The organism is Paenarthrobacter sp. C1 (genome assembly GCF_049315185.1).
Taxonomy (GTDB): domain Bacteria; phylum Actinomycetota; class Actinomycetes; order Actinomycetales; family Micrococcaceae; genus Arthrobacter; species Arthrobacter nicotinovorans.
The window spans coordinates 2,926,724-2,943,859 of sequence record NZ_CP186052.1 but is presented as its reverse complement, the minus strand read 5'-3'; the positions used below and the strand labels follow the sequence as shown (position 1 = coordinate 2,943,859).

Annotated in this window: 15 protein-coding genes and 2 tRNA genes; 14 read left to right on the top strand and 3 right to left on the bottom strand. The window is 64.0% G+C overall.

Features of this window, described 5'->3' with window-relative positions:
- Nucleotides 1-612: 612 nt before the first annotated feature.
- The 8 genes from ACNAOU_RS13800 to ACNAOU_RS13765 all read left to right on the top strand — a co-directional run bounded on the left by ACNAOU_RS13800 (nt 613) and on the right by ACNAOU_RS13765 (nt 8,503).
- Nucleotides 613-1,410 (top strand): MBL fold metallo-hydrolase, encoded by a 798-nt coding sequence (locus ACNAOU_RS13800; RefSeq protein ID WP_422758686.1) that lies wholly within the window; start codon nt 613-615, stop codon nt 1,408-1,410.
- A 23-nt stretch (nt 1,411-1,433) separates the two neighbouring features.
- Nucleotides 1,434-2,210: a fumarylacetoacetate hydrolase family protein gene (locus ACNAOU_RS13795; protein ID WP_018776247.1), complete on the top strand. Its 777-nt coding sequence runs from the start codon at nt 1,434-1,436 to the stop codon at nt 2,208-2,210.
- Nucleotides 2,211-2,332: 122 nt separating this feature from the next.
- Nucleotides 2,333-3,853: a glutamate--tRNA ligase gene (gene gltX, locus ACNAOU_RS13790; RefSeq protein WP_018776246.1), complete on the top strand. Its 1,521-nt coding sequence runs from the start codon at nt 2,333-2,335 to the stop codon at nt 3,851-3,853.
- A 14-nt stretch (nt 3,854-3,867) separates the two neighbouring features.
- Nucleotides 3,868-4,596 carry an HAD family hydrolase gene (locus tag ACNAOU_RS13785; protein WP_018776245.1) on the top strand — a complete coding sequence of 243 codons (729 nt, stop codon included), beginning with the start codon at nt 3,868-3,870 and terminating at the stop codon, nt 4,594-4,596.
- A 139-nt stretch (nt 4,597-4,735) separates the two neighbouring features.
- Nucleotides 4,736-4,807: transfer RNA gene (locus ACNAOU_RS13780), tRNA-Gln, on the top strand.
- 128 nt (nt 4,808-4,935) lie between these two features.
- A tRNA-Glu gene (locus ACNAOU_RS13775) sits at nt 4,936-5,008 on the top strand.
- Nucleotides 5,009-5,105: 97 nt separating this feature from the next.
- The gene (locus ACNAOU_RS13770; RefSeq protein WP_422757087.1) at nt 5,106-6,887 is read left to right on the top strand and encodes a dynamin family protein; all 1,782 of its coding nucleotides are present in this window, start codon (nt 5,106-5,108) and stop codon (nt 6,885-6,887) included.
- Nucleotides 6,884-8,503, top strand: coding sequence for a GTPase (locus tag ACNAOU_RS13765; protein WP_422757086.1), 1,620 nt, complete (start codon nt 6,884-6,886; stop codon nt 8,501-8,503). The genes ACNAOU_RS13770 and ACNAOU_RS13765 overlap by 4 nt, the downstream gene beginning before the upstream one ends.
- Before the next feature lie 43 nt (nt 8,504-8,546).
- Here the strand turns inward: ACNAOU_RS13765 and ACNAOU_RS13760 are convergent, their stop codons facing one another.
- Nucleotides 8,547-9,083, bottom strand: a complete 537-nt coding sequence (locus ACNAOU_RS13760) for a DUF1697 domain-containing protein (protein ID WP_422757085.1) — start codon at nt 9,081-9,083, stop codon at nt 8,547-8,549.
- 2 nt (nt 9,084-9,085) lie between these two features.
- On the bottom strand, nt 9,086-9,805 hold the full coding sequence (locus ACNAOU_RS13755) for an IclR family transcriptional regulator (RefSeq protein ID WP_014922101.1): 720 nt from the start codon (nt 9,803-9,805) through the stop codon (nt 9,086-9,088).
- A 133-nt stretch (nt 9,806-9,938) separates the two neighbouring features.
- Here ACNAOU_RS13755 and leuC point away from each other — a divergent pair, with 133 nt between their 5' ends.
- The 6 genes from leuC (at nt 9,939) to ACNAOU_RS13725 (ending at nt 16,512) form a co-directional block, all read left to right on the top strand.
- Nucleotides 9,939-11,390 (top strand): 3-isopropylmalate dehydratase large subunit, encoded by a 1,452-nt coding sequence (gene leuC / locus ACNAOU_RS13750; RefSeq protein ID WP_422757084.1) that lies wholly within the window; start codon nt 9,939-9,941, stop codon nt 11,388-11,390.
- A gap of 9 nt (nt 11,391-11,399) precedes the next feature.
- Nucleotides 11,400-12,008, top strand: a complete 609-nt coding sequence (leuD, locus tag ACNAOU_RS13745) for a 3-isopropylmalate dehydratase small subunit (protein ID WP_018776240.1) — start codon at nt 11,400-11,402, stop codon at nt 12,006-12,008.
- 208 nt (nt 12,009-12,216) lie between these two features.
- A complete protein-coding gene (murA, locus tag ACNAOU_RS13740) occupies nt 12,217-13,542 on the top strand; it encodes a UDP-N-acetylglucosamine 1-carboxyvinyltransferase (RefSeq protein ID WP_026266908.1) in 1,326 nt (441 codons plus the stop codon).
- An 11-nt stretch (nt 13,543-13,553) separates the two neighbouring features.
- A complete protein-coding gene (locus tag ACNAOU_RS13735; RefSeq protein ID WP_026266907.1) occupies nt 13,554-14,327 on the top strand; it encodes a lysophospholipid acyltransferase family protein in 774 nt (257 codons plus the stop codon).
- Complete coding sequence (locus tag ACNAOU_RS13730; protein WP_018776237.1) at nt 14,324-15,376, top strand: NAD(P)H-dependent glycerol-3-phosphate dehydrogenase; 1,053 nt, start codon at nt 14,324-14,326, stop codon at nt 15,374-15,376. The genes ACNAOU_RS13735 and ACNAOU_RS13730 overlap by 4 nt, the downstream gene beginning before the upstream one ends.
- Nucleotides 15,376-16,512 (top strand): D-alanine--D-alanine ligase family protein, encoded by a 1,137-nt coding sequence (locus ACNAOU_RS13725; RefSeq protein ID WP_018776236.1) that lies wholly within the window; start codon nt 15,376-15,378, stop codon nt 16,510-16,512. Before ACNAOU_RS13730 ends, ACNAOU_RS13725 begins: the two co-directional genes overlap by 1 nt.
- A gap of 54 nt (nt 16,513-16,566) precedes the next feature.
- Here the strand turns inward: ACNAOU_RS13725 and ACNAOU_RS13720 are convergent, their stop codons facing one another.
- Nucleotides 16,567-17,076: a DUF3515 family protein gene (locus ACNAOU_RS13720; RefSeq protein WP_026266905.1), complete on the bottom strand. Its 510-nt coding sequence runs from the start codon at nt 17,074-17,076 to the stop codon at nt 16,567-16,569.
- Nucleotides 17,077-17,136 lie beyond the last annotated feature (60 nt).

Genomic DNA, 17,136 nt, shown 5'->3' with positions numbered 1-17,136 from the left:
ATCCCGCGTGTTTGAGCTGGGTCTGATCTGGGTTTGACCGAAATCACCGGGAGTCTGATGCTGCCCGCTTGTCGGTGAGTCGCGAGGCCCGACGTCGGCACCCAGGCTGGGTGCCGACGTCTGGGCTTTCGCTCTTGTGCGGCTGAGGGAGGGTTGGGTTGAAGGGGGTGGGGTGTGATGGAGGGTTTGGTTGAAGGGGGTGGGGTGTGAGGGAGGGTTGGGGTTGAAGGGGGTGGGGTGTGAGGGAGGGTTTGGTTGAAGGGCGTGGGGTGTGATGGAGGGTTGGGTTGAAGGGCGTGGGGTGTGATGGAGGGTTGGGGTTGAAGGGGGTGGGGTGTGAGGAAGGGTTGGGGTTGAAGGGGGTGGGGTGTGAGGAAGGGTTGGGGTTGAAGGGGGTGGGGTGTGATGGAGGGTTGGGGTTGAAGGGGGTGGGGTGTGAGGGAGGGTTTGGTTGAAGGGGGTGGGGTGTGGGAGGGTGGGTTGAAGGGCGCGGGATGTGAGCGAGGGTTGGGGTTGAAGGGGGTGGGGTGTGAGGAAGGGTTGGGGTTGAAGGGCGCGGGATGTGATGGAGGGGCAGGAGGATGCCAAGATGGGACTGTGACTCCTGAACCAATGGCGACTCCAGACCACGCGCCCACGGGCGGCTCCTCCTTGCAGCGCAGCAGCGCACTGACACGCTTCCGGCTTGCACCCAACCCCGGCCCGATGAGCCTGGACGGCACCAACTCATACGTCATCGGCGCTCCTGGTTCGGGCACATCAGCCGTTGTGGACCCGGGCCCCCAGGATGAACAACACTTGGCCGAACTGGCAGCAGCCGGCCGGGTGGAGTTGATCCTGATAACCCATCGCCACGCCGACCACACTGAGGCATCCGCGCGTTTTCATGAGCTGACGGGTGCTCCGGTGCGGGCGATGTCCCCGGAATACTGCCACGGCGGCGAGCCTCTCCGGGACGGTGAGGTCATCAACGCGGGGGGAGTGGAAATCCGTGTGCTGGCAACGCCCGGCCATACCTCGGATTCGGTGTGTTTCCATCTCCCCGACGACGGTCCCCGAGGATCGGTCCTTACGGGCGACACCATTCTGGGCCGGGGCACCACTGTGTTGGACTACCCGGATGGCCGGCTGGGGGACTACCTTGCCAGCTTGGATAAGCTCGAAGCCCTTGGCGGGGCAACACTGCTCCCCGCCCACGGCCCTGTTCTTCCAGCATTGGACGGGAAGTGCCGCGAATACCGTGAACATCGGCTGCAGCGTCTTGCGCAGATCAGGGCAGCCCTGGAACAGGTGGGCGAGGACGCAACGATCGCCCAGGTTACGGACGTGGTGTACGCCGACGTCGACCCCTCCGTCAGGTGGGCCGCTGAGACCTCCGTGGCCGCGCAGCTGGAATACCTTCGAAGCTAAGCGGTGACGGTAGGCTTGGGCCCATGCGTATCGCCCGGTTTGTAGTTGATTCTGATCCCCTTTACGGCGTTGTCGAAGGCGAGCCCGGCAGTGAGGAAATCACTGTCATCAACGGCGACCCTTTCTTCAACGGCGTTGAACGTACCCACGTGAAGCACAAGCTGGAGGACGTGCGGCTCCTTGCCCCCATCATTCCCCGCAGCAAGGTCATTGGCGTGGGCAGGAACTTCGCAGAACACGCTGCGGAACTCGGCAATGAAGTGCCGCAGCAGCCGCTGCTTTTCCTCAAGCCGAACACCTCGGTGATCGGCCCGAACGATCCCATCATCCTTCCCGAGTTCTCCGAGGAGGTCTCGTTCGAGGCTGAGCTGTGCGTCGTCATTGGCCGCATCTGCAAGGACGTTCCCGAGGACCGCGCGGATGACGTCATCTTCGGCTACACCTGCGGCAACGACCTCACTGCCCGCGATGTCCAGAAAACGGACCTCCAGTGGGCCCGCGCCAAGGGCTTCGATACCTCCGCGCCGCTGGGACCGTGGATCGAAACCGAATTGGATCATGAGGACCTCTCCATCCAGGGGCGCCTCAATGGTGAGCTCCGGCAGGACGGCAGCACCAACCAAATGATTCGTGGCGTTCGTGAGCTCGTATCGATCGTTTCTCACGCGTTCACGCTTCTTCCGGGCGACGTCATCATGACTGGTACCCCGGCAGGTGTCGGTCTCGTCAGCGAAGGCGACCGTTTTGACGTCGAGATCGAAGGCATCGGACGTCTCTCCAACCCCGTCGTTCGCCGCTAGGCGAGCGGACTGAGCAAAACCACGACGGCGGTGCTTGCCTTTCGCACGAAAGGCAAGCGCCGCCGTCGTGCGTCTTCGCCCGGGAAACCGAAGCAGTGGCAAGCGGTAAAGTTGGAACTACTATGACTACTGCTTCTGCGTCCACCGCTGCCTCCAGCGCCATTCCTGCCGTCAACGCCGAGACTCCGGTCCGAGTCCGTTTCTGCCCGTCACCCACAGGCACCCCGCACGTTGGCCTGATCCGCACGGCCTTGTTCAACTGGGCTTACGCGCGCCACACCGGCGGCAAGCTGATCTTCCGGATCGAGGACACCGACTCTGCCCGCGACAGCGAAGAGAGCTACCACCAGCTGCTGGATGCGCTCAAGTGGCTCGGCATCAACTGGGATGAAGGTGTGGAGGTCGGCGGCCCGCACGAACCCTACCGCCAGTCGCAGCGCGGCGACATTTACCAGGACGTCATCGCCAAGCTCAAGGCCGGCGGACACGTCTACGAGTCGTACTCCACCCCGGATGAGATCGAAGCCCGCCACCGGGCCGCCGGACGCGATCCCAAGCTGGGCTATGACGGATTCGACCGCCACCTCACGGAAGAGCAGCTCGCGCAGTTCAAGGCCGAGGGCAGGGAAGCCGTCCTGCGCCTCCGCATGCCGGACGAGGACCTGACGTTCAACGACCTGGTTCGCGGCGAGATCACGTTCAAAGCCGGTTCCGTCCCGGACTTCGCAGTGGTCCGCGCCAATGGTGCCCCGCTGTACACATTGGTGAACCCGGTGGACGACGCGCTCATGGGAATCACCCACGTCCTGCGTGGCGAGGACCTGCTGAGCTCCACCCCGCGGCAGATCGCCTTGTACCGGGCGCTGTACGCCATCGGTGTCGCCGAGTACATGCCGGAGTTCGGCCACCTGCCCTACGTCATGGGCCAGGGGAACAAGAAGCTGTCCAAGCGCGACCCCGAGTCGAGCCTGTTCCTCCACCGCGAACGCGGCTTCATTCCTGAGGGCCTGCTGAACTACCTATCCCTTCTTGGCTGGTCCCTGAGCGCTGACGAAGACATCTTCACGGTGGAGCAGCTGGTGGCCAACTTCGACATCCACGATGTCCTTGGCAACCCTGCGCGCTTCGACATCAAGAAAGCCGAAGCCATCAACGGCACGCACGTCCGGATGCTTGCCCCCGCGGACTTCGAAGAGCGCTTGGTTCCGTACCTTCGTGCAGCCGGTTTCGTGGGGGAGATCCTTACCCCGCGCCAGGAAGAGATCCTCGCCGAGGCAGCCCCGCTGGTCCAGGAACGCATCACCCTGCTGGGAGAGGCTCCGGAGATGCTTGCCTTCCTGTTCAAGGCCGACGACGCCATCGACATTGCGGACGACGCCCGCAAGGGCCTCCCGGCCAACCTGGAGGAAGTTCTGGACGCGGCCCTCGCCGCTTTGGAACCCATCGAAGAGTGGACGGCGGAGAACATCCAGACCGCGCTCAAGCAGGCTTTGGTGGAGGACCTGGGCATCAAGCCCAGGGCTGCGTTCGGACCTGTCCGCACGGCCATCTCCGGTCGTCGTATTTCCCCGCCGCTGTTCGAGTCGATGGTGATCCTGGGCAAGGATTCCTCGTTGGCCCGCGTTCGCGCTTTCCGCGGCTAGGAGAGGCACCTGTCATGGCGATTGCAACTGCTTTCGGCGCTATCCGCGGTGTCCTGTTCGACATTGACGACACTCTGGTGGACCTGGAATACGCCATGACGACAGCTTTGCGTGACGTCAGCGAACATCTCCTGCCCGGCCTTGACCAGGCCGGGTGGGTGAAGTTCGGCCGGATCTTCACGCACGAAACAACGCATTTCTACGACCGGTACCTTGCCGGTGAGCTGACCTTCAATGAGCAGCGGCTGCTGCGGGGCAGGGCCGCCCTGGGTCACTTTGGCGTGGAACTCGACGACGGCGAGGACGCGCAAGCGTGGGTGGCCGAGTATCACCAACGCCAGACAGCGTACGTACGCGCCTTCTCTGATGTTGAAGGCGTGCTGGACGCGCTCGATGCTGCCGGGATCCCTTATGGGGCTGTCAGCAACAACGTGCACGATTACCAGCGTGCCAAGTTGGACGGCGCCGGCCTGTCGCGGATCGGGATCCTGGTGGGGACGGACACTGTGGGTGTCGCCAAACCTGACCCGGCAATCTACCTTGAGGGCGTGCGCCTTCTCGGCACGGAACCGGGGGAGACACTCTACGTAGGCGACAACCGGCTGCTTGATGCCGATGGTGCCGACGCAGCAGGGCTGGTGGGAGTCTGGCTCAACAGGACCGGCGAAGTGGTGGAAGAGTTCACCGGGCGCCAGGTGGATTCCCTCGCGCAATTGCTGGCCAAGACCCCGACGGCCGCCTGAGTTTTCCGTGTGATGCAGGTAACGGCCCGCCAATTTGTGCAGGTGGCGAGACTCCGGTAGAGTCATTACTCGTGCTGAGGGGCACGGAGGGAAAAGCTGAGGGAAACCAAGGCAAGGAACTCCGGTCCGAAAGTCACTTTGGGATATGGTGTAATTGGCAACACTACGGTTTCTGGTACCGTCATTCTAGGTTCGAGTCCTGGTATCCCAGCTCTGAAATTCCGCGTAAATACGCGGAAAATTCGGAACCTCCGATCCGCGAAAGCGATTTGGAGCGAAGCTGAAAGTATGAAATACTCATTCAGCTTGATCGCCGGAAACGGTGACAAAAAAGTGCAAGGCCCCATCGTATAGCGGCCTAGTACGCCGCCCTCTCACGGCGGTAACGCGGGTTCGAATCCCGCTGGGGTCACAGTGAATCCCCCGGAACATGTGTTCCGGGGGATTTCTTTTTGCCCATTGAGCCTGCCCGGCGCTCGTGAACGGGACGGGGCTGGCATGATGATGCTGTGACCGAACACGCAGACCCGCCGGCAGCCCGGAGCAGCCCTGTGCCCCCGAGTGCGGCAGCCGCCGTCGAAACCCTGGAAGCTGCACGCGCCGGACTTGCGGCCACCACCCTTCCTTTGGCGGTGCCCGAAGTGCAGGAGGCCCGCCAATGGATACGGGAGTCCCTGGCGCAGCTCGATGATTACATCATTCCCCGCTACCGCAGCCTGGACGCGCCGCTGCTGGCCGTTGTCGGCGGTTCAACCGGGGCCGGAAAGTCGACGTTGGTCAATGCCCTGGTGGGGTTTCCGGTGACCCGTTCGGGAGCGATCAGGCCTACAACGCGCCAACCGATCCTTCTGCACCACCCCAACGATGCGGAATGGTTCGAAGGACAGAGGATCCTTCCGAACTTGCAGCGGATCCGGGGAACGGTCTCGTCAGTCCCCGTCCCGGCGAACCAGGCCGGCGCGGCCCCCGACGCCCAGGCGATCACCTCGCTGGTATTGCTGGGGCACCCTGCTGTGGCGCAGGGCATTGCCCTGCTGGATGCCCCGGATGTCGACTCCATTTCCGACGACAACCGCAGACTCGCGGGGCAGCTGCTCGCCGCGGCCGACCTTTGGATCTTCGTCACCACCGCCAACCGCTACGCCGACGCCGTTCCATGGCGTCTGCTCCTTGATGCGGCTTCGCGGGACATCACCGTCGCCGTGGTCCTGGACCGTGTGCCGCCGGCAGCTGAGGACGAAGTCCGGACCGACCTGCAGGCGATGCTGGACCGGCAGGGACTTGGGGAGGCGAAACTCTTTGTCGTGCCCGAAAGCGCGTTGGACGGGCTGGGAATGTTGCCGGCGGGAGCGGTGGAGCCCTTGCGCCTGTGGCTCGGTGCCTTGGCCGCCAATGCCGCCGGCCGTGCCGAGGTCGCCCGACGGACACTCAACGGTGCCGTCAAGGCCGTGAGTCTTCGCCTGGAGGCTGTAGCGGTCGCCACGGCGGCACAGGACGCTGCAGCCCGTGACCTGGAGGGATCGTGCTCCGAGGAATACGAGCACGCACTGACCCGCATCCTGGAAGCCACCAAGGATGGGGCACTCCTCCGCGGAGAAGTATTGGCCCGTTGGCAGGATTTCGTGGGAACGGGGGAGTTCTTTCGGGCCCTGGAGCAGAACATCGGCCGGATGAGGGACCGCATGGGCGCCTTTTTCCGAGGCGAACCGGCACCGGCTGTAAAGGTGGAGACGGCGATCGAAACAGGGCTGCAGGCAGTGATCCTCGATGAAGCGGCCACTGCTGCTGAAAACGTTGACAGGCGCTGGCGGGCGGACCCGGCGGGCCGCCAACTACTGGGCCACGACGACCTCTCCGGAACCAGCGAAGGCTTCGATGCCAAGGCGGCCGCGGCAATCCGAACTTGGCAGGAAGGCCTGATGGAGATGATCCGGACCCAAGGACAGGGGAAGCGGACCCAGGCCAGGTGGCTGTCCTTCGGGGTCAACGGGCTTGGTGCTGCGCTCATGGTGGTGGTCTTCTCCATGACGGCTGGCCTGAGTGGTCTGGAAATCGGGATCGCGGGCGGCACGGCGGTGGTTGGGCAGAAGCTGCTCGAAGCGGTATTCGGCGAGGATGCTGTCCGTCGCCTTGCCCAGCAGGCCAGGCAGGACCTGCACACGCAGTGCCAGCGCCTGCTGGATGAAGAACGGCTCCGCTTCCTCACCAGGCTCGAGACCGTTCAGCCGGTCTCGGGTCCTGATCTCGCTCTGCACGCCAAGGCCCTCCGCCGGCTGGCAGGGACTGCATGAGCCGCCACAGTCTGGTCCGTGAGTCGTCCGCATTGCAGCGCAGGCTCGAAGCCCTCAATACCGCACGCGAGCTGGCCGAAGGCGTTCTTCCCGATCAGGAACTCCAGTCCGTCTACGACGTTCTGGAGCGGGCAACTTCCCGGCGCTCCCTATCGGCAGGACATACCGTGGTGGGCTTTTTCGGAGCCACCGGGAGCGGCAAGTCATCCCTGTTCAACGCAGTTTCCGGCAGCGAACTGGCCACCGCGGCTGCGCGGCGGCCCACCACCTCCGAGCCTTTGGCGGGTATCTGGGGTGAGGACGGCAGCGGACCCCTGCTCGATTGGTTGGTCGTGAAGGACCGTCATGTACTTCCGCCGGTTACCGGCTTTGCCGACGAGGACAGTGGGCTGGTGCTCCTGGACCTGCCGGACTTCGATTCCACCCGGGTGGAAAACCGGGAGATTGTCCAACGGATGGTTGGCATGGTGGATGTCCTGGTGTGGGTGATGGACCCGCAGAAATACGCCGATGCCGCGGTGCACAACGACTTCCTCCGGCCCATGGCTACCCACGGCGCCGTCACCTTGGTTGTCCTGAACCAGATCGACAAACTGGGCGCACCGGACGCCGCCGCGGTTCTGGACTCCTTGGAAGGGATCCTCGCACGCGACGGCCTGGGGACCGTCCGCGTGCTGGGCGCTTCGGCGCTGACGGGCGACGGCGTCTCCGCCGTCCGCGGGGCCATCAGGAACGTCGTGGTCCAGCGGGCAGCGACCACGCAGCGCTTGGCAGCCGACGTCGCCAAGGCTGCTGCCGGGTTGTCGAAAGCGTCGGGCGACGGTGAAGCACGCGGGATCAAGGCAAACGCAAGGGCTCGCCTTGCATCGGAACTGGCGACGGCGGCGAACGTCCCTGTGGTGGTGGACGCGGTCCAGCGTTCGTTCCAAAGGGAGTCGGCGCGCAGGACGGGGTGGCCGGTCACACGGTGGTTGTTGCGATTCCGTCCCGATCCCCTGCGGAGGCTGAATCTGGGGCGGAGCGACACCAGGCCCGAATTGAGCCGCACGTCCTTGCCTCCGGCCGGTGCCCCTGAGCGTGCCCGCACGGATGCCGCCGTCCGGGAGTTCGCTGATGAGGCCTCGGCCGGCGCTCCGGGTCCTTGGCGGGCAGCCATTCGCGGGGCAGCGAGGGATGGCCGGGACCAATTGCCCGATGCCTTGGACCAGGCCATTGCCGGAGCGGACCTGAAAACGGCTAAACGTCCCCTCTGGTGGCTGTTGTTCAACACCCTGCAATGGTTGGCCCTCCTCTTGGCGGTCGGCGGGCTGGGCTGGCTCGGAGTCCTGGCAGCCTTGGGCTACTTCCAAATGCCCGTGCCTGAGGTTCCGCGCACGGAGGGGTGGCCGTGGCCCACGTTGATGGTGGCCGGGGGAGTGGCGTTGGGAGTGCTGTTGGCCATTACCGGCCGCATTCTGGGCGGCTGGGCGGCACGCATCAGGGCAGCCGGCGCGGCGAAGCGTCTGAAAGCGGCCGTGGCCGTGGTGGCGGAGCAAAGGATCGTGGAGCCCGTGGGAGTGGAAATCACGCGGTTGAAAGCCTTCAACGCTGCACTGAAAGCCGCGCGCCCGGACTAAGGTGCGCCCGGACTAGGATTCGCCCGGACTATGATGCGCCCGGCTAGAGAGCGGCCGCGGCGTCCCTGACTTTGACCAGCGTACGGAGGTTCCGGGTGGTGGTGCTTGCCTTGTAGCGTGGCTTGGCGGAGAGCTTGCTGAACGGGCTGTCCAGGGTGCCGCCTGCAGGTGCCAACCAGGCGGAGGCTTCAGGGCCCAGGCGCACTTGCGCCACGCCCCCCAGTTCTTCGGCTGCTGCAAAGAGCTCGTCAAGCATCGCGGTGTCCGAGGCTAAGGTGATGTAGCTGTGCGTCGACTTGTCATCCGCGGGGTACGGGCAGGCCTCCACAAGTTCGGCGACCCTCTGCGCTGTCAGGACCACCACCCAGGCGTCGTAGCCGAAGGAGTCCCGCAGGCACTGTTCGAACCGGGCCTTGACGTCCTTGGCGCTGAGGTCGCTTTGCAGCACCACATTCCCACTTGCCAACAGGGTCTTGACCTTGGTGAACGGGCAGTCCTGGAGCGCTGCCTTGAGGTCGGCCATCTTGATGTTGATGCCGCCCACATTGATTCCGCGCAGGAATACGGCGTAGCTTTCCATGGCTAGTCGTTGTTCTTCCGCAGGGCCTCCGTCAGGACCCGCGCGGCATTGCACACGACTTCGGCGTGCAGGCGGCCGGGCTGGCGGGTGAGTCGTTCTATCGGACCCGAGATGGACACTGCGGCGATGACCCTGCCGGAGGGTCCGCGCACCGGCGCGGAAACCGAGGCGACTCCGGGCTCGCGTTCGCCGAGGCTCTGACCCCAGCCCCGGCGTCGTACTCCTGCCAGGACGGTGGGCGTGAAGCGGGCGTTCTGAAGTCCCTCAAGGAGCCGGTCATGGTCTTCCCAGGCCAGCAGAACCTGTGCTGCGGAACCGGCCTTCATGGACAGCTGCGTGCCTACGGGAATGGTGTCGCGCAGGCCGATGGGACGTTCTGCCGAGGCCACGCATACGCGCCAGTCACCTTGGCGGCGGAAGATCTGTGCGCTTTCGCCCGTGGCGTCGCGAAGCTGGATGAGGACCGGGCCGGCCGAAGCAATCAACCGGTCTTCGCCGGCGGCGGAAGCAAGCTCAACGAGCCTGCTGCCCAGGACAAAGCGCCCTTGGATGTCGCGGCTGACGAGCCTGTGGTGAACCAGTGCCAGGGCGAGCCGGTGAACCGTGGGGCGGGCGAGACCGGTGGCTGCTACAAGCTGGGCAAGTGTCGTTGGCCCGGCCTCGAGGGCATCGAGTACCTGGGCCGCTTTATCAATGACACCGACTCCACTAGAATTGTCCATGTAATGATATTGCCGTCTCAATATCTGAGATGCAAGTTGTTTCACTGGCCTATTTCGCAAGCGTGCTGGTTCAGTGGATGAAGAACAGTTCAGTGGATGTAAACCATCCGACCGCAGTGAAGGGAGCAAGGCCGTGGGAAAGACACTGGCCGAGAAAGTCTGGGACGCGCACGTTGTGCGCAAGGGTGAAGGCGAAGGAGCCAATGCCCAGCCCGATCTTCTCTTCATCGACCTTCACCTGGTTCACGAGGTAACATCCCCGCAGGCATTCGAGGGCCTGCGCCTGGCCGGCCGCAAGCTGCGCCGCGTGGACCTGACCATCGCCACGGAGGACCACAACACTCCCACGCTGGACATCGACAAACCGATCGCCGACCTCACCAGCCGCACCCAGATCGAAACCCTGCGCGCCAACTGCAAGGAATTCGGTGTGCGCCTGCACTCCCTGGGTGACAAGGAACAAGGCATCGTCCACGTCGTGGGTCCGCAGCTGGGCCTGACCCAGCCCGGCATGACCGTGGTCTGCGGCGACTCGCACACCTCCACCCATGGCGCCTTCGGTGCACTGGCCATGGGTATCGGCACGTCGGAAGTGGAGCACGTCATGGCCACCCAGACACTGTCCTTGAAGCCGTTCAAGACCATGGCCATCAACGTCGAGGGCACCTTGCGTCCGGGCGTCACTGCCAAGGACATCATCCTCGCAGTCATCGCCAAGATCGGTACCGGCGGTGGCCAGGGCTACGTCCTGGAATACCGTGGTTCGGCTATCCGTGCCCTGTCCATGGACGCCCGCATGACCATCTGCAACATGTCCATCGAGGCCGGCGCACGTGCCGGCATGGTCGCGCCGGACCAGACCACGTACGGCTACATGCAGGGCCGCCCCCACGCGCCGGAAGGCGCGGACTGGGATGCCGCCGTCGAGTACTGGAACACGCTGCACACCGACGCCGACGCGACCTTCGACGTCGAGGTGGACCTGGACGCAGACACGCTTGAGCCGTTCGTGACCTGGGGTACCAACCCGGGGCAAGGTGTTTCCCTCTCGGCCAAGGTTCCGTCTCCCGAAGACTTCGGTGACGAGAACGCCAAGGCTGCCGCTGAGCGTGCCTTGCAGTACATGGGCCTGGAAGCCGGAACGCCCATGAAGGACATCCGCGTGGACACCGTGTTCCTGGGGTCCTGCACGAACTCCCGCATCGAGGACCTGCGCGCTGCAGCGGATATCATCCGGGGCCGGGAGAAGGATCCGAAGGTACGGATGCTGGTGGTTCCCGGATCGGCGCGCGTCCGTCTGGAAGCCGAGGCCGAGGGCCTGGACAGGGTCTTCAAGGACTTCGGTGCCGAATGGCGCTTTGCCGGCTGCTCCATGTGCCTGGGCATGAACCCGGACCAGCTGGAACCGGGGGAGCGTTGCGCCTCAACGTCCAACCGCAACTTCGAGGGCCGCCAAGGCAAGGGCGGCCGCACACACCTGGTCTCGCCCGTGGTGGCTGCAGCGACTGCCGTCCGCGGCACGCTGAGCTCGCCGTCGGACCTTGAGTCCGCCGCCACAGGCACTTTGACCGGAATCGCAGTCTAGGAGGATCCCATGGAAGCTTTCACAACCCACACCGGCATCGGGGTCCCGCTGCGCCAAAGCAACGTGGATACCGACCAGATCATCCCGGCCGTGTACCTCAAGCGAATCACCCGTACCGGGTTCGAGGACGCCCTGTTCGCCGCGTGGCGCAAGGACGAGTCCTTCATCCTGAACCAGGCCCCGTTCAACGCCGGTTCCGTGCTGGTGGCAGGCCCGGACTTCGGTACCGGCTCATCACGTGAACACGCCGTTTGGGCCTTGAAGGACTACGGCTTCAAAGCGGTCCTCTCGTCCCGTTTTGCCGATATCTTCCGCGGCAACTCCGGCAAGCAAGGACTCCTGGCAGCACAGCTTGCGCAGGACGACATTGAACTGATCTGGAAGGTCCTGGAGAACGCTCCCGGTACCGAGGTGAAGGTGGACCTGGTCAGCAAGACGGTCGAGTGCGGCAATGTGGTGGCACCGTTCGACATTGACGACTACACCCGCTGGCGCCTGCTGGAAGGCCTGGACGACATCGGCCTGACCCTCCAGCACGAAGAAGACATCACCGCATACGAAGCCACCCGGCCGTCGTTCAAACCCCGGACGATCCCAGCAAAAGTCGATGCCCGTTAGCCGCTGACCCTTCATCGGAATTTCCGCTGGCAGAGGACCGCCGGACCCCCTTGTGAGGGTCCGGCGGTCCTTTTTTGCGGGAGTTCGGCCTGGACCGGATCCGTACGGCGCGGGGCGGGTCCATTTCGGTTCGGTTACGTGAGCTTCTATGCTTAGCTGGAGCCTTTGTAAGTTTGGGGGGCGAGTAGTCGTGAGGAAACCGGTATAGATGAGTAGTGTTCTGACAATCCGCGGTGGGGTCCCGTTAACTGGACGAGTGACCGTTCGCGGTGCCAAGAACCTGGTGCCCAAGGCGATGGTGGCCGCGTTGCTGGGCAGCGAGCCATCGGTGCTGAGGAACGTGCCGGAAATCAAGGACGTCGAGGTCGTCACCAGCCTTCTGAAGCTGCATGGTGTGACTGTCGTCAAAGATCCGGAGTCGGGTGACCTCACCCTGGATCCGAAGGACGCCAAGACGGCCTCCAGCACCGCAATCGACGCACACGCCGGCGATTCAAGGATCCCCATTTTGCTGTGCGGACCGCTGATCCATGCGATCGGTGAGGCCTTCATCCCGGATCTCGGTGGTTGCAAGATCGGTGACCGGCCCATTGACTACCACCTGAATGTCCTTCGCCAGTTTGGTGCCGTGGTGGAAAAACGCCCCGGCGGCATCCACATTTCGGCCCCCCACGGCCTGCACGGCGCCAAGATTTCCTTGCCCTACCCGTCCGTGGGGGCTACGGAGCAGGTTCTGCTCAGTGCAACGCGGGCCGAAGGCATCACGGAGCTTATTGGTGCGGCAACCGAGCCGGAGATCATTGACCTCATCGCTGTCCTCCAGAAGATGGGCGCCATCATCAGCGTCCAGACTGACCGGACCATCCGCATCGAGGGCGTCAAGGACCTGCGCGGGTACAACCACCGTGCACTCCCTGACCGCAACGAGTCCGCTTCCTGGGCCTCGGCTGCGTTGGTAACCCGCGGGGATATCTTCGTTGAAGGTGCTTCCCAGCGGGACATGATGACGTTCCTGAACACCTACCGAAAAGTGGGCGGCGGAATGGACATCGGCGACGACGGCATCCGTTTCTACCACCAGGGTGGAAAGCTCAGCCCGCTTGTCCTGGAGACGGACGTGCACCCGGGCTTCATGACCGACTGGCAGCAGCCGCTGGTGGTCGCGCTGACCCAGGCCGATGGCGTGTCAATTGTCCATGAGACCGTTTACGAGAACCGGTTTGGTTTCACCGAGGCTTTGGCCCGCATGGGGGCAAACATCCAGGTGCACCGCGAATGCCTTGGCAGCGTGCCCTGCCGCTTCGGCCAGCGGAACTTCCTCCACTCCGCGGTGATCTCCGGCCCCACGCCCCTGAGGGGCACCGACATTGATATCCCGGACCTTCGCGGCGGCTTCAGCCACCTCATTGCAGCGCTGGCAGCAACAGGAACCTCCAAGGTCACCGGGATCGATATCATCAACCGCGGTTACGAGCGCTTCACCGAGAAGCTGGCCGCCCTGGGCGCCGATTTCGACATCACCACCATCAAGTAGCGGGGGATCCTTTGAAGGAATCGGCCACGAGCCGTGCCATGTTCATATTGCTGGCGGGCCTTGCCCGTCCGGCGATGAATATGTTGATGGCAAAGAAGTGGGAAGGCATCGGGAAACTTCCCGCGGGCGGTTTCATCGCCGTGCCCAACCACTGCACCGAGATTGATCCCATTGTTGTGGGGCACCTGGTGTACAACCAGAAGCGGCCACCCCACTTCCTGGCAAAAGCGGGGCTCTTCAAGGTGCCCGTACTGGGCAGCCTGCTTCGGGCCACGAAACAAATCCCGGTTGAACGCTCGACGGCGGGTGCGAACCGCTCGCTGCAACTGGCCAAGGAGGTGGTGGACGCCGGTGGCGCCATCATCATCTATCCCGAGGGAACCCTGACCAGGGATCCCGACCTGTGGCCGATGAAGGGCCACACCGGGGCGGCCCGCCTTGCCCTGCAAACAGGAGCACCGGTAGTACCCATGGCCCATTGGGGCGCACAGGAGGTCTTCCCCCGGTACGCCAAGCGCTTCCATGTCTTTCCCCGGAAGACCGTCCGCGTGCTGGTGGGTGAACCTGTGGACTTGAGCTCCTTCGCCGACCGGCCACTCGACCGGGCCACGCTCACCGAGGCCACGGACGTGATCATGGACGCCATCACAGCCCTCCTGGAGACGCTTCGTGGCGAAAAAGCGCCGGCTGAACGCTGGGACCCCGCGCTCCACAAACAAAGCAAGCATGGCCGTTTCGTTGAGGGGGCACCCTCCGAGACCCAGGATCCGGAGGCCGGCAAGTGACCGTGATCGAAAGCGCCGGTTTCGTTCCCGGCACTGTGGCCGTTCTGGGTGCAGGGTCCTGGGGCACCACGTTCGCGAAGATCCTGGCTGATGCAGCCATTGCGGCCGGTGTCGAGCGCAGCATCCGCATCTGGGGGCGCCGCGCCGAAGTAGTGGAGCAGATCAATACACTTCACCGCAACGAGCAGTACCTGAAGGACATTGACCTCCCGGCCTCCATCACGGCGTCCACGGATGTGGCAGAGGTGCTGAAGGATGCCACCCTCGTGGTGCTCGCTGTACCTGCACAGTCGTTGAGGCCGCAGTTGGGTGACTGGAAACCGCTGTTGTCGTCCGACGCCGTGGTTGTTTCCCTCATGAAGGGCCTGGAACTGGGCACGGACGCCCGCATGAGTGAAGTCATTGCGCAGGAACTTGGTCTTTCGGAGAGCCGCGTCGCTGTGGTTTCCGGACCCAACCTCGCCATGGAAATTGCCAGGGAACAACCGACTGCCTCCGTTGTTGCGTGCAGCGATGCCGATACGGCGGCTGCTATTGCCCTGTGCTGCACAGCGCCCTACTTCCGCCCCTACACCAGCACGGACGTGGTGGGCGTCGAGATCGGCGGCATCGTCAAGAACGTGATTGCCCTGGCGGTCGGAATCTGCGAGGGCCGGCAAATGGGCGACAACACCAAGGCGTCAGTGATAACCCGCGGACTCGCGGAAACGTCCCGGCTGGCTCTCGCCCTGGGCGGCGAAGCCCACACCATGGCCGGACTTGCCGGACTCGGCGACCTCGTGGCCACGTGCTCGTCTGCGCTCTCCCGGAATCACACTGCCGGCCGCCTGCTGGGTGAAGGCCTCAGCCTGGTGCAGGTGGCCGAACAGATGACCCAGACCGCTGAAGGCATCAAGTCCGGCCCCGCCGTGCATGAACTGGCGGGGAAACTGAATGTAGAAATGCCCATCACCGCAGCCGTAGTGGCCGTGCTTGAAGGCAGAATGTCCGTTGATGACCTGGGGCCGCGCTTGCTGGCCCGGGCACTGAAGTCCGAAGGCGACTACTGATGGTGACTGAAGAACCCACACCCGTGAAGGCGAAACCCCGCGTGGCGATCCTCTTTGGGGGCCGCTCAAGCGAACACGCTGTCAGCTGCGTCACGGCAGCTGGCGTCATGGGAGCCATCGACACCAACAAGTACGAGGTCATCCCTATCGGCATCGCGAAGTCGGGCCAGTGGGTTTTGGCTTCGGGAGATACCAGCCAGTGGTCCTTGAGCTCCAGGTCGCTTCCCGAGGTGGCGGCGTCAGGGCAGACTGTGACGTTGGCCGAAGTCGGCGGTGAGCACCAATTGATCGTCACAGAGCCCAACGCCGTCCCCCGGGAGCTGGGCTCCGTTGACGTCGTGTTCCCATTGCTGCATGGCCCGTGGGGTGAGGACGGAACAATCCAGGGCCTCTTGGAGTTGTCCGACACGCGCTACGTAGGCGCAGGCGTCCTGGCCTCCGCAGTGGGCATGGACAAGCACTTCATGAAGGTTGTCTTCGAAGCCGCCGGGCTGAAGGTGGGTCCCTACGTAGCCGTGACGGACCGCGAATGGGTGACCGACGCCGAGGCCGTGCGCAAACGCGTGGACAAGCTTGGTTTCCCGGTCTTCGTCAAGCCCGCCCGCGCGGGTTCTTCCATGGGAATTTCGAAGGTTGACTCCCTGGACGGCCTGGATGCCGCCGTCGAGGAAGCCCGCCGCCATGACCTGAAGCTCGTTATCGAAGCCGGGATTGTGGGACGTGAAATCGAGTGTGCCGTCCTGCAAGGACGCGGCACCGACGCTCCCCGCACGTCTATGCCCGGTGAAATTGCCGTGGCGGCCGGGGAACACGATTTCTACGACTTCGCTGCCAAGTATGTGGAGGACGGGGCCGCCGCACTCAGCTGCCCGGCCGACATGCCCGACGAAGCCATTGCCCGCGTCAGGGAACTGGCCGCCGTCGCTTTCGACGCCGTAGGCGCGGAAGGCCTCAGCCGTGTGGACTTCTTCTACACCCCGTCCGGCGAGCTGATCATCAACGAGATCAACACTATGCCTGGCTTCACTCCCAAGAGCATGTACCCGCAGATGTGGGCAGCCTCCGGACTGTCCTACGCCGAATTGATCGATGAACTGATCCACTTGGCGCTGACCCGGAAAACGGGCCTGCGCTAAGCTCACGATGCTTGGGCACTGCCTGCCTTGGCAGGCGGCGCCCAAGCATCGCCGCTATTTGCCTGTCGGCAGGTTCTGCAGGTCTTCCTGGCCTACGCACTTGCCGCTTGCCTTGATTTTTCCGACGGCGGCGGCGAGCTCGGTCAGGACAGTTGCGGAGCTGATGTTGGCAGCCTCCAGTTTGACCGGGTCGACCAGGATTTCCGTGGCGGGCTCGCGGCCGAATGTGGTCAGCGTGTACACGGGGTCGCCTTCCTTGATGACCCAATCGATGTTATTGACGCTGACACAGCGGTCCGTCGTGGGTCCGGGGACATTCACACCACAGCGCAGGATGATCTGGGACGGATCGCCCCATGCTGCCGTCGCCTGGCTGTTGGTCTTGCGGAGGGCGGCATCGCCGATCTTGTCGGGCAGGGCCACCATCATGGGGGCGCAGGCAGGGTTGGCGGCGTCCGCGGCAGCAGTGACGTCAACGGCAGGTGAACAGGCCGACAAAGCGAGCACGGATGCAGAGGCCAGGGAAATGGCCATGGCAGTCCTGTGGAGGGTCTTTCGATGCATCCTTCCAGCCTATCCCGCATGGACTGCCTGCCCGACGCGGGTAGCGTGGGTCACAACCGC

Coding starts and splice junctions, on each gene's coding strand:
- ACNAOU_RS13720 (WP_026266905.1), bottom strand. CDS start 17,076: ATGCATCGAAAGACCCTCCACAGGACTGCCATGGCCATTTCCCTGGCC.
- ACNAOU_RS13760 (WP_422757085.1), bottom strand. CDS start 9,083: ATGGAAAGCTACGCCGTATTCCTGCGCGGAATCAATGTGGGCGGCATC.
- ACNAOU_RS13765 (WP_422757086.1), top strand. CDS start 6,884: ATGAGCCGCCACAGTCTGGTCCGTGAGTCGTCCGCATTGCAGCGCAGG.
- ACNAOU_RS13785 (WP_018776245.1), top strand. CDS start 3,868: ATGGCGATTGCAACTGCTTTCGGCGCTATCCGCGGTGTCCTGTTCGAC.
- leuD (WP_018776240.1), top strand. CDS start 11,400: ATGGAAGCTTTCACAACCCACACCGGCATCGGGGTCCCGCTGCGCCAA.
- ACNAOU_RS13725 (WP_018776236.1), top strand. CDS start 15,376: ATGGTGACTGAAGAACCCACACCCGTGAAGGCGAAACCCCGCGTGGCG.
- gltX (WP_018776246.1), top strand. CDS start 2,333: ATGACTACTGCTTCTGCGTCCACCGCTGCCTCCAGCGCCATTCCTGCC.
- ACNAOU_RS13755 (WP_014922101.1), bottom strand. CDS start 9,805: ATGGACAATTCTAGTGGAGTCGGTGTCATTGATAAAGCGGCCCAGGTA.
- ACNAOU_RS13795 (WP_018776247.1), top strand. CDS start 1,434: ATGCGTATCGCCCGGTTTGTAGTTGATTCTGATCCCCTTTACGGCGTT.
- murA (WP_026266908.1), top strand. CDS start 12,217: ATGAGTAGTGTTCTGACAATCCGCGGTGGGGTCCCGTTAACTGGACGA.
- ACNAOU_RS13800 (WP_422758686.1), top strand. CDS start 613: ATGGCGACTCCAGACCACGCGCCCACGGGCGGCTCCTCCTTGCAGCGC.